Source organism: Streptomyces sp. NPDC007856, from assembly GCF_042868225.1.
In the GTDB taxonomy this organism is placed as follows: Bacteria; Actinomycetota; Actinomycetes; order Streptomycetales; family Streptomycetaceae; genus Streptomyces.
This window is the reverse complement of the sequence record NZ_JBIAEC010000020.1, coordinates 60,811-74,469: the sequence shown is the minus strand read 5'-3', so window position 1 is coordinate 74,469 and position 13,659 is coordinate 60,811. Positions and strand designations below refer to the sequence as shown.

At 73.0% G+C, this 13,659-nt stretch carries 10 protein-coding genes and 1 riboswitch; of the genes, 1 reads left to right on the top strand and 9 read right to left on the bottom strand.

The window, feature by feature from the left end:
- Positions 1 to 93: 93 nt before the first annotated feature.
- Positions 94 to 828 (top strand): ZIP family metal transporter, encoded by a 735-nt coding sequence (locus ACFYOH_RS36550; protein ID WP_388634903.1) that lies wholly within the window; start codon positions 94 to 96, stop codon positions 826 to 828.
- A gap of 50 nt (positions 829 to 878) precedes the next feature.
- Here the strand turns inward: ACFYOH_RS36550 and cobI are convergent, their stop codons facing one another.
- From cobI to ACFYOH_RS36505, 9 genes are all read right to left on the bottom strand, one after another.
- Positions 879 to 1,628, bottom strand: a complete 750-nt coding sequence (gene cobI, locus ACFYOH_RS36545; RefSeq protein ID WP_388634901.1) for a precorrin-2 C(20)-methyltransferase — start codon at positions 1,626 to 1,628, stop codon at positions 879 to 881.
- On the bottom strand, positions 1,625 to 3,001 hold the full coding sequence (locus tag ACFYOH_RS36540; RefSeq protein WP_388634899.1) for a cobyrinate a,c-diamide synthase: 1,377 nt from the start codon (positions 2,999 to 3,001) through the stop codon (positions 1,625 to 1,627). The genes cobI and ACFYOH_RS36540 overlap by 4 nt, the downstream gene beginning before the upstream one ends.
- Positions 2,998 to 3,597, bottom strand: a complete 600-nt coding sequence (gene cobO / locus ACFYOH_RS36535; protein WP_388634897.1) for a cob(I)yrinic acid a,c-diamide adenosyltransferase — start codon at positions 3,595 to 3,597, stop codon at positions 2,998 to 3,000. Before cobO ends, ACFYOH_RS36540 begins: the two co-directional genes overlap by 4 nt.
- Positions 3,597 to 5,603 carry a putative cobaltochelatase gene (locus ACFYOH_RS36530; RefSeq protein WP_388634895.1) on the bottom strand — a complete coding sequence of 669 codons (2,007 nt, stop codon included), beginning with the start codon at positions 5,601 to 5,603 and terminating at the stop codon, positions 3,597 to 3,599. Before ACFYOH_RS36530 ends, cobO begins: the two co-directional genes overlap by 1 nt.
- Positions 5,600 to 9,253 carry a cobaltochelatase subunit CobN gene (gene cobN, locus ACFYOH_RS36525; protein ID WP_388634893.1) on the bottom strand — a complete coding sequence of 1,218 codons (3,654 nt, stop codon included), beginning with the start codon at positions 9,251 to 9,253 and terminating at the stop codon, positions 5,600 to 5,602. Before cobN ends, ACFYOH_RS36530 begins: the two co-directional genes overlap by 4 nt.
- Complete coding sequence (locus tag ACFYOH_RS36520; RefSeq protein WP_388634891.1) at positions 9,250 to 10,758, bottom strand: cobyric acid synthase; 1,509 nt, start codon at positions 10,756 to 10,758, stop codon at positions 9,250 to 9,252. The genes cobN and ACFYOH_RS36520 overlap by 4 nt, the downstream gene beginning before the upstream one ends.
- On the bottom strand, positions 10,755 to 11,717 hold the full coding sequence (locus tag ACFYOH_RS36515) for a cobalamin biosynthesis protein (protein WP_388634889.1): 963 nt from the start codon (positions 11,715 to 11,717) through the stop codon (positions 10,755 to 10,757). Before ACFYOH_RS36515 ends, ACFYOH_RS36520 begins: the two co-directional genes overlap by 4 nt.
- A gap of 99 nt (positions 11,718 to 11,816) precedes the next feature.
- A riboswitch (cobalamin riboswitch) is annotated at positions 11,817 to 11,958 on the bottom strand.
- A gap of 141 nt (positions 11,959 to 12,099) precedes the next feature.
- Complete coding sequence (locus tag ACFYOH_RS36510) at positions 12,100 to 12,327, bottom strand: hypothetical protein (RefSeq protein ID WP_388634887.1); 228 nt, start codon at positions 12,325 to 12,327, stop codon at positions 12,100 to 12,102.
- A 34-nt stretch (positions 12,328 to 12,361) separates the two neighbouring features.
- On the bottom strand, positions 12,362 to 13,612 hold the full coding sequence (locus ACFYOH_RS36505) for an anion permease (protein WP_388634885.1): 1,251 nt from the start codon (positions 13,610 to 13,612) through the stop codon (positions 12,362 to 12,364).
- Between the last annotated feature and the right edge of the window lie 47 nt (positions 13,613 to 13,659).

Sequence of the window (13,659 nt, the reverse complement as noted above, 5' to 3'; positions counted from 1 at the left end):
CACACATCAAAAGCGGGTGAAATGTCAGGGTCTGGCGGGATGCGGTCGGCGCCGGATGTGCGCGAAGGCGCCTCCATCGGATAGCAAGGGCCCATGGCGGTCTTCGTCGCGCTCGGCGCGTTCCTGATGACGCTGGCCGGCGGCTGGACGGCACAGCGCGTGACCGACCGTCGCCATCTCGTCCTGGGACTGGCCGGCGGCCTGATGCTGGGCGTGGTCGGCCTGGACCTGCTGCCGGAGGCACTGCGCGCCGCCGACCGCGAGATCTTCGGCGTACCCGCCGCCCTGCTGCTGTTCGTGGCCGGCTTTCTCCTGGCCCACCTGGTGGAACGCACCCTGGCCGCCCGCCAGGCCGCGCACGGCGGCGCCGAGGGGCTGGGCCACCGGGCGCCCGAGGTGGGCCTCGTGGCGGCCGCCGCGATGGTCGGCCACAGCGCGATGGACGGCGTGGCCATCGGCGCGGCCTTCCAGGTGGGCGGCGGTATGGGTGCCGCCGTGGCGCTCGCCGTGATCGCGCACGACTTCGCCGACGGCTTCAACACCTTCACCATCACGAGCCTGTACGGCAACGCCCGCCGCCGGGCGATCGCGATGCTGGTGGCCGACGCCTGCGCACCCGTGCTGGGCGCGCTGTCGACCGCTTTCTTCCACATCCCCGAGGCGGCGCTCGGCGGCTACCTGGGCCTGTTCGGCGGCGTCCTGCTGTACCTCGCCGCCGCCGAGATCCTGCCCGAGGCCCACCACGAGCACCCGGCGCGCTCCACCCTGCTGTGCACGGTGGCGGGCGTGGCCTTCATCTGGTTGGTGGTGGGTCTGTCCGGCGGCTGACCCGTCCGGCCGGCGGCACGCGTCCCGGGGGGCCGGCCGGCTCGTCCGCCTCACAGCTTCCCGCCCCGTCCGCCGTCCCGCCGCGGGGGCGCGATCAGCGTCGACAGATACGGCAGCGGCGCCCCGTCCAGCTCGGCCGCCGGCCGCACCGACTCCTCCGGCAGCCCCAGCGCCGAACCCCACACGGCACCGGCCAGCCGCCCGGTCTCCACAAGCGCCTCGGCGACCTCGGCGGCCTGCCGCCCGAACTTGTACGCGACGACGGTCCCCGGCCCGGCCAGCGCCTCCTTGAGCGCGGCGGACCCGGCGGTCACCGGCACCAGCGTCAGCGGCTCGGTGCCCTCGGTCAGCACGGCACCGGACCGGGCCGCCAGATCCTGCATGGCGGTGATCCCCGGCACGGTCTCCACGACGACACCGGGCACCAGCCCGGCGATCGTCTGCGCGAGATACGTGAACGTCGAGTACACGTTGGGATCGCCGATGGTGGCGAAGGCGACCGACCCGTGCCGCTCCAGCAGCCCGGCGACCGCGGCACCCGCCGCGTCCCAGGCGGCCTCCCGGCGCGCCCGGTCGGTCCGCTCGTTCAGCGCGAACACCACCCGGACGACCTTGGCCTCGGGCACGTAGTGCAACACGGTCGCCTCGGCCCGCCCGCGCTCCCCGCCATCTGTGCCATCGAATGCGGCCATCACCGGCACGACGACCACCTCGGCGGCCCGCAGCGCGTTGACCCCCTTGACGGTCACCAGCTCCGGATCACCGGGACCGACCCCGACTCCGACCAGCCTGCTGCTCATGACGTCCGGCACCTCTCCACGAACCGACGGGCGACACCGGGCTCGGACGCCCAGTGCGTGTGCAGATAACTCGCGTGCACGCCCTGCTGTACGAAACCTTCGACCCGCCGGACGGGGGCCCGCACACCCCACGCCGGAGCGGCCCCGGCGCCGGGCTCGACCACGGTCCGATGGAACTCATGCCCCCGCATCCGCGTCCCGGCGACGGCCAGCACACTGTCCCCGACGGCCACGGCGTCCCGGTAGCCGAGCGTCAGCCGTTCCGTCATCCGCGCGGTGGCGTCCAGCACGCCGCACATCGGTCGCCCGTCCAGCTCCTTGCACAGGTACAGCAGTCCGGCGCATTCGGCGGCCACCGGGGCACCGCTCAGCGCCAGCTCGGCGACGGCCTTGCGCAGCGGCTCGTTGGCGGACAGCTCGGCCGCGTACACCTCGGGGAAGCCGCCGCCGATGACCAACCCGGCGGTGCCGTCGGGGAGTCGCTCATCCCTCAGGGGGTCGAAGGTGACGACCTCGGCACCGGCGGCGGTGAGCAACTCGGCGTGCTCGGCGTAGGAGAAGGTGAACGCGGACCCACCGGCTACGGCGACGACGGGCGCTCGCCTTTCAACGGACGGTTTCCGGTGGACGGGTGGGCAGACGGGGGTCCAGAGGGCGGAGCCCCCTGGGAGGGCACCTGCACTACGGGCAAGTCCTTCCAGCGCGGCCAAGTCGCAACCATGGGCCACCTGCGCCGCCATCGCCGCCACAGCCCCCGCCGCCGCAGCGCCCCGCTCGGCGACCGGCACCAACCCCAGATGCCGAGAGGGCGTCGACACCTGCTCGGCCCGCCGCAAGGCACCCAGCACCGGCACCCCCGCCGAGTCCAACGCGTCCCGCAGCAGCTCTTCGTGCCGGTCGGACGCGACCTTGTTGAGGATCACGCCCCCGACCCGCACCTCCGGATCCCAGGAGGCGAACCCGTGCACCAGCGCCGCCACCGACCGAGACTGCGACGACGCGTCGACGACCAGCACCACCGGCGCCCGCAGCAGCTTGGCGACATGCGCGGTGGACGCGAGTTCACCCTCGCCCGCCGCCCCGTCGTACAGCCCCATCACACCCTCGACGACGGCGATGTCACACCCCCGCGCCCCGTGCAGGAACAGCGGAGCGACCAGCTCCGGCCCGCACAGGTACGCGTCGAGGTTGCGCCCCACCCGACCGGTCGCGAGGGCGTGGTACCCGGGGTCGATGTAGTCCGGCCCGACCTTGTGCGGGGACACGGCGAGCCCCCGCGCGGTGAACGCGGCCATCAGCCCCGTGGCGACGGTGGTCTTGCCGCTGCCCGAGGAGGGCGCGGCGATGACCAGCCGAGGCACCGACGTCGTCACCACTCGATGCCCTTCTGGCCCTTCTGCCCCACGTCCATGGGGTGCTTGACCTTGGACATGTCGGTGACGAGGTCGGCGAAGTCCACCAGCTTCTCCGGCGCGTTCCGCCCGGTGATCACCACATGCTGGGTACCGGGCCGGTTCCGCAGCACGTCCACGACCTCGTCGGTGTCCACCCACCCCCAGTGCATGGGGTAGGCGAACTCGTCCAGCACGTACAGCCGATAGGTCTCGGCGGCCAGGTCCCGCTTGACCTGCTCCCAGCCCTCCCGGGCCTTCTCCTCGTTGTCCATCTGGGCGTCCCGCTGCACCCAGGACCAGCCCTCACCCATCTTGTGCCAGGCGACGGTCCCGCCCTCGCCGGAGGCGCCGAGCACGCGCAGCGCGTTCTCCTCGCCGACCTTCCACTTCGCCGACTTGACGAACTGGAACACCCCGATGGGCCACCCCTGGTTCCAGGCGCGCAGCGCGAGCCCGAACGCGGCGGTGGACTTCCCCTTGCCGACACCGGTGTGCACGACGACCAGCGGACGGTTGCGTCGCTGGCGGGTCGTCAGACCGTCATCGGGTACGACACTCGGCTGTCCCTGCGGCATTACGCGGCCCTCCTCGACGTCCCCTGCACATCCCTGACCAGCCCGGCGATCGAGTCGGCCCGCAGCTCGTCCAGCGTGACGGCCGTACCGCCCAGCTCACCGGCGAGCTGCCCGGCGAGCCCGAGCCGCACCGGCCCCGACTCGCAGTCCACGACCACCGACGCGACCCCCTCGGCCGCGAACAGCCGGGCCGCACGCCCGGCGAGGGCGACGGGCTCCGGGCCGCCGGTGGCCCGCCCGTCCGTCACCAGGACCACCAGCGCCCGGCGCGCCGGATCCCGCAGCCGCTCCACGCGCAGCACCTCGTGCGCCTTGAGCAGCCCTGCGGCCAGCGGCGTACGGCCACCGGTGGGGAGCCGCTCCAGCCGGGCCGCCGCCGCGTCCACGGAGGACGTGGGCGGCAGGGTGACGTCCGCCGAGGCACCCCGGAAGGTCACCAGACCCACCTTGTCCCGCCGCTGGTAGGCGTCCAGCAGCAGGGACAGCACGGCACCCTTCACGGCGCTCATCCGCTGCCGGGCCGCCATCGAACCGGAGGCGTCCACCACGAAGAGAACGAGGTTCCCCTCGCGGCCTTCCCGCGTCGCCTGGCGCAGATCGTCCCGCCGGATCACCAGCCCCGGCCCCGACCGCCCGCGCGCCCGCTGATGCGGGGCGGCGGCCTGCACGGTCGCCGTCAGGTGCAGCTTGGACAGCACCCCTTGGGGCCGCCGGGCCCCGGTGGTCCGCCCGTGCTCGGTGCGGGCGCGGGAACGCCGCCCCGCCGCCCCCTCACCGATGCCGGGCACGCTCAGCGCCTTCGTACGGAACGGCTCCGCGGCCCGCACCGGCGACTGCTCCTGTCCGCCGGAGGCCTGCGGCTGCCCGCCCTCACCGGTCTCGGGCTGCGCGGCGCTTTTGCCGTCGCCCTGGGGACCGCTCTCGGGCGCCGGCTGCCCACCGCCGCCACCGGGCCCGTCGGGGCCAGGATCGTCGTCCGGGTCCTCGTCCTCGGCACCGCCGAACTGCTCCAGCGTCTCGTCCAGCTTGTCCTCGTCGAGACCCGGCGCGTCGAACGGGTTCCGCCGCCGTCGGTGCGGCAGCGCGAGCAGCGCGGCCTGCCGGACGTCCTCGGCGAGCACGTCCGTCCGCCCGGCCCACGCGGCGAGCGCGGTCGCCGTACGCGCCATCACGATGTCGGCCCGCATGCCGTCCACCTCGAAGGCGGCACAGGTCGCCGCGATCTGCCGCAGCGCCCCGTCGCCCAGCCGCACCTGCGGCAGCAGCTTCCGCGCCGCGACGATCCGTTGCCGTACGGCGGCCTCCTCCTCGGCCCACCGCGCGGCGAAGGCGGCCGGATCGTCGTCGTACGCCAGTCGGCGCCGCACCACCTCGACCCGCTGGTCCGGCTCCCGCGAGGCGGCGACTTCGACCGTCAGCCCGAACCGGTCCAGCAACTGAGGCCGCAGCTCGCCCTCTTCGGGGTTCATCGTGCCGACGAGCAGGAACTTCGATGCATGCCGTACCGAGACACCCTCCCGCTCGACGTACGAGGCGCCCATCGCCGCCGCGTCGAGCAGCAGGTCGACCAGGTGGTCGTGGAGGAGGTTGACCTCGTCCACGTACAGGATCCCGCGGTGCGCGTCGGCCAGCAGGCCCGGCTCGAACGCCTTCACGCCCTCGGCCAGCGCCCGCTCGATGTCGAGCGCGCCGACGAGGCGGTCCTCGGAGGCGCCGACGGGGAGTTCGACCATGCGCGAAGGCCTCTGAGCGCCCGCCCCCGGCTCGTGCGGACCGTCCGGGCAGGAGGGGTCCGGCGCCGCCGGGTCACAGGAGAAACGGCACCCGGCGACGACGGCCACCTCCGGCAACAGCGCCGCAAGGGCCCGTACGGCCGTCGACTTGGCGGTGCCCTTCTCGCCGCGCACCAGCACGCCGCCGACCGCCGGCGAGACGGCGTTCAGCAGCAGCGCGAGCCGCAGATCGTCCTGGCCGACAACAGCCGTGAAAGGAAAGGGGGTTGTCACTGGTCGTCGCCCTCCAAGTCGCCTTCCAGTTCCAGATAGGTGGCGCGCAGCCGCTCCAGCGTGTCCGCGTCCGGCTCCGCCCACAGCCCCCGGTCCGCCGCCTCCAGCAGGCGCTCGGTGATGCCGCGCAGCGCCCAAGGATTGGACCTCTTCATGAAGTCCCGGTTCTCCGGGTCGAAGACGTACTCCGCGCTCAACTTCTCGTACATCCAGTCGTCGACCACGCCCGCCGTGGCGTCGTAGCCGAACAGGTAGTCCACGGTCGCCGCCATCTCGAAGGCGCCCTTGTAGCCGTGCCGGCGCATGGCCGCCATCCAGCGCGGGTTGACCACCCGGGCCCGGAACACGCGGTGCGTCTCCTCGCCGAGCGTCCGCGTCCTCACCTGGTCCGGTACGGCCGAATCGCCCACGTACGCCTCGGGGTTGGCGCCGGTGAGGTGCCGGACCATGGCGACCATGCCGCCGTGGTACTGGAAGTAGTCGTCGGCGTCGACCAGGTCGTGCTCGCGGGTGTCGACGTTCTTCGCGGCGACCGCGATGCGCCGGAACGCCGTCTCCATGTCCCCGCGCGCCGCCCGCCCGTCGAGCCCGCGACCGTACGCGTAGCCGCCCCAGACGGCGTACACCTCGGCGAGGTCGGCGTCGGAGCGCCAGTTGCGGGCGTCGATCAGCGGCAGCAGGCCGGCGCCGTACGCCCCCGGCTTGGAGCCGAAGACACGGGCCGTCGCGCGCCGCCGGTCACCGTGCTCGGCGGTGTCGTCGTCGGCATGCGCCTTTACGAAGTTGCTCTCGGCGGGCTCGGCCAGCTCGGCCACGGCCCGCACCGCGTCGTCGATCAGCCCGACCACATGCGGGAACGCGTCCCGGAAGAAGCCGGAGATGCGGACCGTGACGTCGATGCGCGGTCGCCCCAGCTCCTCCAGCGGGACCACCTCGAAGCCCGTCACCCGGCGCGAGGCGTCGTCCCACACCGGACGGCAGCCCAGCAGCGCCAGGATCTCGGCGATGTCGTCGCCCTGGGTGCGCATCGCCGACGTGCCCCACACCGTCAGGCCGACGGACTTCGGGTACTCGCCCGTGTCCTGCAGATACCTCTGCACCAGGGAGTCGGCGAGCGACTGGCCGACCTCCCAGCTCAGCCGCGAGGGAATGGCCTTGGGGTCCACCGAGTAGAAGTTCCGGCCGGTCGGCAGCACGTTGACCAGACCGCGGGTCGGGGAGCCGGAGGGTCCGGCCGGGACGTAACCGCCGTCCAGGGCCCGCAGGATGTGCCCGAGCTCGTCGGTGGTGCGGGCGAGCCGCGGCACGACCTCGTCGCAGGCGAACTCCAACACCGCGATGCCATCGGGAAGTTCGCCACCGAGCACGCCCCGCAGGACGGCGGGAACGACCGCACGGTCCCAGGCCCGCGCCTCCATCCCCTCCGCGATCCGTCGGCACAGCTGCTCCAGCAGATCGATCGCGTCGGAGGCGGTACGAGCCGGCCCGTCCACCAGGTCCGTCAGCTCCACCGGCACCTTCACCGGGGCACCGGGTTCGGCCAGCAGCTCCTTCTCGACGAGCCCGAAATGGGTGGCCAGACACGCACGCAGACCCGGCAGGGCGTTGGCCTGCCCGCCCCACACCTGGGACGCCCGCAGCACCGCCAGCACCAGGTTCACCCGCGGTTCGCCGACCGGGCCGCCGCCCAGGATGTGCAGGCCGTCGCGGATCTGTACGTCCTTGATCTCGCACAGATAGCCGTCGATGTGCATGACGAACTCGTCGAACGCCTCGTCGTCCGGCTGCTCGTCCACATGCAGGTCGTGGTGCAGCTCGGCCGCCTTGACCAGCGTCCAGATCTGGGCGCGGACCGCCGGGGCCTTCGTCGGGTCCAGGTCGGAGACGAGCGCGTACTCGTCCAGCAGCTGCTCCAGCTTGGCCAGGTCGCCGTAGGTGTCGGCGCGGGCCATCGGCGGCACCAGGTGGTCGACCACCGTGGCGTGCCCGCGCCGCTTGGCCTGGGTGCCCTCGCCGGGGTCGTTGACGATGAACGGGTAGATCAGCGGCAGCTCGCCGAGGACCGCGTCCGGCGCGCAGCCGCGCGACAGTCCCAGCCCCTTGCCCGGCAGCCACTCCATCGTGCCGTGCTTGCCCATGTGCACGATCGCGTCGGCGCCGAAGCTGTTCTCCAGCCAGCGGTAGGCCGCCATGTAGTGGTGCGAGGGCGGCATGTCGGGGTCGTGGTAGATCGCGATCGGGTTCTCCCCGAATCCGCGCGGCGGCTGGATCATCACCACGACGTTCCCGAACTGCAGGGACGCCAGCACGATGTCCTCGCCGTCGACGTACAGGCTGCCCGGCGGCTCGCCCCACGCCTCCACCATGGCGTCCCTGAGCTCCGGGTCCAGCCTCTCGAACCACGCCCGGTAGTCGGCCAGCGGGACCCGCGCGGGCGCCGTCGCCAGCTGCTCCTCGGTCAGCCACTCCACGTCGTGGCCGCCGGCCTCGATCAGCCGGTGGATCAACTCGTCGCCACCCGAGGGGTATTCGGTGAGGCCGTAGCCGGCTTCCCGCAGGGCGTCCAGGACCCGGACCGCCGACGCGGGCGTGTCCAGGCCGACCGCGTTGCCGACCCGGGAGTGCTTGGTCGGGTACGCGGTGAAGACCAGCGCGATCTTCTTCTCCGCGTTCGGCTTGTGTTTCAACCGCGCGTGCCGCAGGGCGATTCCGGCCACCCGCGCGGCCCGCTCCGGATCGGCGACGTACACCGGGACCTCGTCCGGGCCCTGCTCCTTGAAGGAGAACGGCACGGTGATCAGCCGGCCGTCGAACTCCGGGATCGCGACCTGCATCGCCGCGTCCATGGGGGAGAGGGCGGCGTCCGACTCCTGCCACGCGGACCGCGAGGAGGTGAGGCAGAGGCCCTGGAGCACCGGGATGTTCAGCTCCGCGAGCGCGCCGATGTCCCAGGACTCCTCGTCACCGCCCGCCGAGGCCTGCGAGGCGTGGGTGCCGCCGGCCGCGAGCACGGTCGCGATCAGCGCGTCGGCCCGCCCCAGCAGCTCGTACAGCCCGGCGTCCGCGCCGCGCAGCGAACCACAGTAGACGGGGAGGGCGTTGGCGCCCTGCGCCTCGATCGCCGCGCACAGGGTGTCCACGAAGGCGGTGTTGCCGCTGAGTTCGTGCGCCCGGTAGAAGAGCACGCCCACCGTCGGCCGGCCGTCGACGAGAGGGCGGTCGCCGTGGACGCCGTACTCCGGCATCCTTCGCGGCTCCTCGAAGCCCTCACCGGTCAGCAGCACGGTGTCCGACAGGAACCGGGACAGCTCCAGCAGGTTCGCGGGCCCGCCCTCGACCAGGTACTTCAGCGCCTCCGCCACCACACCGGCCGGCACCGACGACTCGGCCATCAACTCGGCGTCCGGTACGGCCTCGCCGCCCAGCAGCACGGTCGGGACGCCGGACGCCCGCAGCACGGCCAGCCCCTCCTCCCAGGCGCGCTTGCCGCCCAGCAGCCGTACGACGGCGAGGTCCGCGCCCTGGACGAGGCCCGGGAGTTCACCGGCGACATCCACCCGCGTCGGGTTGCCGATGCGGTAGTCCGCGCCGGAGGCCCGGGCCGCCAGCAGATCCGTGTCGGCGGTCGACAACAACAACACTGTGCTCATGCGGGCGCTCCCGGTGGAATGAAAGGCAGTCCTTGCGGCGCGCCCGACTCGATGAGCCGCCAGAGCGCGTCCGTGTCCGCGTGCTGTTCGATCAGGTCGCCGAGCCGGTCGAGCTGCTCCTCGCGCAGCGCGGCGAAGGAGGTGTCCGGCGCGGGCACGAAGCGGCGGCCCGCGGCGGCGGCCACCTCGCGCAGAAAGGCCCGGCGGAAGCCGTCCGACTCCAGCGAGCCGTGCCAGTGCGTGCCCCAGGTCTGGCCGACCCGGCAGCCGTCGAGGAAGGGATCGCCGCCGTCGATCGTGGCGACCCCGTGGTGGATCTCGTACCCCTCGACCCGCTCGCCGAGGGCCTCCCCGGACGGCCGGGTCAGGGTCTTCTCGCGGGCGAACCGCACCCGCAGGGGCAGCACACCGAGCCCCGGGACCTCACCGGCCCGCGACTCGACCTCGTCCTCGATGCGCTCGCCGAGGATCTGGAAGCCGCCACAGATGCCGAGGACCGGCCGCTGCTCGGCGGCCCGCCGGACGACGGCGTCCGCGAGGCCCCGCTCCCGCAGCCACTCCAGCGCCCGGACCGTGCCCCGGGTCCCCGGAATCACCACCAGGTCCGCGTCCGCCAGCTCCTCCGGCCGGTCCACGAACCGCACCACGACCCCGGGTTCGGCGGCCAGCGCATCGACGTCCGTGAAGTTGGACATCAGCGGGATCGCGCACACGGCGACCCGCAGCACGTCCTCGCCGACGGGCGGGGTCACGGCGGACTCGCGGACCGTGCCCCGCAGCGAGACCCGCAGCCCGTCCTCCTCGTCGATGCCGAGCCCGTGCCGGAACGGCAGCACGCCGTACGTACGCCGCCCGGTGAGGCCGTACAGCATCTCCAAACCGGGCTCCAGCAGCGAGACGTCGCCGCGGAACTTGTTCACCAGGAAGCCGGCGACCAGTTCCTGGTCCTCCGGCGAGAGCAGGGCGACGGTCCCGAAGAAGGAGGCGAACACGCCTCCGCGGTCGATGTCCCCGACCACCAGCACGGGCAGCCGCGCGTTCCGCGCGATCCCCATGTTCACGATGTCCGTCCGCCGCAGATTGATCTCCGCAGGCGAGCCCGCGCCCTCACAGATCACCGCGTCATACGTGCCCCGCAACTCGGCCAGGCAGTCCAGCACCGTGCCGAGGAGCCTCTGCTGCCGCCCGCCGTGATAACCGCGTGCGCTCAACTCGCCCACCGGCCTGCCCAGCAGCACCACCTGGCTGCTCTGCTCGCCGCCCGGCTTGAGCAGCACCGGGTTCATCAGCGCGGTCGCCTCGATCCGGCACGCCTGGGCCTGCATGGCCTGGGCCCGCCCGATCTCCGCGCCCTCGCGGGTGACGAAGGAGTTGAGCGACATGTTCTGCGCCTTGAACGGCGCGACCTTCACGCCCTGTCGCACCAGCCACCGGCAGATCCCGGCCGTCACGACGCTCTTTCCGGCGTCGGAGGTGGTGCCGGCGACGAGGAGTCCCCCGTTCACTTCCCACGTCCCTTCAGACCCTTGACGTTCTTGGCGAGGAGGCGCGCGGCGACCGTGCCGCCGAGCGCGAGCAGGCCGACGCGGCGGGAGAGCCGTACGGCCCGGTCGATGTCGGTGCCCCGGACGGCCCGGCCGGTGTCCCCGTTCAGCACGGGCCGGTGCTCGACCCGGCCGCCGTAGGAGAGCGTTCCGCCCAGCCGGACGCCGAGAGCGCCCGCGAACGATGCCTCCACGGGCCCGGCGTTGGGGCTCGGATGCCGGTGGGCGTCGGCCTTCCAGGCGCGCAGGGCACCGCGCGGGTCGGGTCCGGCCGCGGCGGCGAGTACGGCGGTCAGCCGGGCCCCCGGCCAGCCGGCCAGGTCGTCGAGCCGGGCGGAGGCCCAGCCGTAGCGCCGGTAGCGGGGGGACCTGTGACCGACCATCGCGTCCAGGGTGTTGACGGCCCGGAAGCCCAGCAGCCCGGGCACCCCGGCCAGGGCGCCCCACACCAGGGCGCCCACGACGGCGTCGGAGGTGTTCTCGGCGACCGACTCGACCACGGCCCGGGCGATCCCGTCGGCGTCCAGCGCCTGCGGGTCCCGGCCGCACAGATGCGGCAGCCGCGCCCGCGCCGCCTCGACGTCCCCGGACTCCAGGGCGCGCCCGATCGTGCGGGCCTCCCGGGCGAGCGAAGTACCGCCCACGACCGCCCAGGTGGCGGCGGCGGTCAGTGCGACGGAGGCGGCAGGGGAGGGGCGTACGGCGCGTGCGGCCAGCGTGCCGAGTGCGACGGCGCCACCGGCGCACACGACGGTGTGCACGGCGCCCCAGCCGCGGTGGTCGTGCCACAACGCGCGGTCCACGGCAGCGGCCGCACGCCCGAACGCGGCGACCGGATGTCCGCGGCGCGGATCGCCGAGGAGCAGGTCACCGAGAAGGCCGGCGGCGGCGCCGTACGCGTAAGTGCGATCGGCACCCATCGGCTCAGCCGGCCGTGGGTACAGGAGCGGGCCTGGTACTGGTCCTTCGGCAGCCGGGCATGGCGATCTGTGTCCTCACTCAGGGTGTCCGCGCCCTGGTTCGACGAGATTCGGCGGTGAGAGTTCCTGGCTCCCGGGGGTTCTTCCCCGGTGACAGTGGCGGGACCGCGCCGGATTCGCACCGGCTTCCTCTCCTGCCGCCGTACATGGCCTGGGCAGTCCACCACGCGCTCCGAACGGCCGTCAACTTGCCGTTGACCTGCGCGGGGAGAGTGTGCCGATCCCCACATCGTGGGGCACCCGTGACCCCTGGGCATGGCGAAGGCTCCTCTCCGTCAGGGACGGAGAGGAGCCTTCGGACTGCCCGGTTCGTGCCGCTCGGTCAGGACTTGGAGACGATGAGGTAGATGCCGTACGACACCGCCGCGGCACAGGCGGCGAAGCAGAGGTAGGCGCCGGTGACGGCGAGGGCGGCGGAGTTGCCCTGGGCCGCGGCCTTCTCGCGCCGGGCCAGACCGTTGACGCCGAGGGTGAACAGGGCCACCAGGCCCACCGTGAACACGAGGCTGACGCCGAAGACGGAGCCGAGGGCCGACCAGTCGATCTTCATGGGGTTGCTTCCTTGGTTACCGGTGTGGCCGGGGTCAGACGGTGGCGGCCGGCGGGGCGGCCTCGGGCGCGGCCTCAGCGGCGGCCGGGGAGAGGATCGTGGCCGTCAGGTCCTCGGTGATCGTGCCCGCCGGGGGCGGGGTCACCGCGGCGATGGCGGCGGTCACCACGCCGGCCGGCTCCTCGGGCACGTCGACGACGTTGGTGTGGTCGACGACCTCGCGGCGGGAGATCTTCCAGATCGTGGCGCTCGCGGCGACCAGGAAGACGGCGACGACTGCGGTGCCCCAGTCACCCAGGTCCGTGACGGACTCGGCGCCCGCGCCGACCAGCGCGGCGGCCGGGAGGGTGAGCACCCAGGCGACGACCATGCGGGTCGCGGTGGACCACCGGACCACCCCGCCCTTGCGGCCGAGGCCCGCGCCCATCACCGAGCCGGAGACGACATGCGTGGTGGAGAGGGAGAAGCCCAGGTGCGAGGAGGCCAGGATGGCGGTCGCGGCGCTGGTCTGGGCGGCGAAGCCCTGGCGCGGCTCCAGGTCGGTCAGGCCCTTGCCCATGGTGCGGATGATCCGCCAGCCGCCGATGTAGGTGCCGAGCGCGATGGCCAGGCCCGCGGAGAGGATGACCCAGGTGGGAGGGTTCGAGCCCGGGGCGATGGCGCCGCCCGCGATCAGCGCCAGGGTGATGATGCCCATCGTCTTCTGGGCGTCGTTGGTGCCGTGGGCGAGGGAGACCAGGCCGGCGGAGGCGATCTGGCCGGCGCGGTAGCCCTTGCGGGTGGCCTCGCCCTCGGCCTTGCCGCCGATGCCGTAGGAGAAGCGGGTGGCCAGCATCGAGGCGACGCCCGCCACGATCGGGGCGGCGACCGCGGGGAGCAGCACCTTGGTGACCAGGACGTCACCGTGCACCGCGCCGAAGCCGGCCGAGGCGACGGTGGCGCCGATCAGACCGCCCATCAGGGCGTGCGAGGAGCTGGAGGGCAGGCCCACCAGCCAGGTCAGCAGGTTCCAGAGGATCGCGCCGACCAGGGCGGCGAAGATGACCTCGGGACGGATGCCGGTCTCGTCGACGAGACCCTTGGAGATCGTGTTGGCGACCTCCACGGAGAGGAAGGCGCCCACCAGATTGAGGGCGGCGGACATGGCCACCGCGATCTTGGGCTTCAGGGCGCCTGTCGAGATGGCGGTCGCCATCGCGTTGGCGGTGTCGTGGAAACCGTTCGTGAAATCGAACGCGAGAGCGGTTACTACCACTATCGCGAGGATCAGCGAGAAGCTTTCCATTTACCCAGGCAATCGTTCGAGGTCATTGGCTGGACGACCGTAGGCAA

What these genes read in the sequence shown, in the direction of transcription:
- ACFYOH_RS36550 (WP_388634903.1), top strand. Translation starts at nt 94, where the DNA reads ATGGCGGTCTTCGTCGCGCTCGGCGCGTTCCTGATGACGCTGGCCGGC.
- cobI (WP_388634901.1), bottom strand. Translation starts at nt 1,628, where the DNA reads ATGAGCAGCAGGCTGGTCGGAGTCGGGGTCGGTCCCGGTGATCCGGAG.
- cobO (WP_388634897.1), bottom strand. Translation starts at nt 3,597, where the DNA reads ATGCCGCAGGGACAGCCGAGTGTCGTACCCGATGACGGTCTGACGACC.
- cobN (WP_388634893.1), bottom strand. Translation starts at nt 9,253, where the DNA reads ATGAGCACAGTGTTGTTGTTGTCGACCGCCGACACGGATCTGCTGGCG.
- ACFYOH_RS36515 (WP_388634889.1), bottom strand. Translation starts at nt 11,717, where the DNA reads ATGGGTGCCGATCGCACTTACGCGTACGGCGCCGCCGCCGGCCTTCTC.
- ACFYOH_RS36510 (WP_388634887.1), bottom strand. Translation starts at nt 12,327, where the DNA reads ATGAAGATCGACTGGTCGGCCCTCGGCTCCGTCTTCGGCGTCAGCCTC.
- ACFYOH_RS36505 (WP_388634885.1), bottom strand. Translation starts at nt 13,612, where the DNA reads ATGGAAAGCTTCTCGCTGATCCTCGCGATAGTGGTAGTAACCGCTCTC.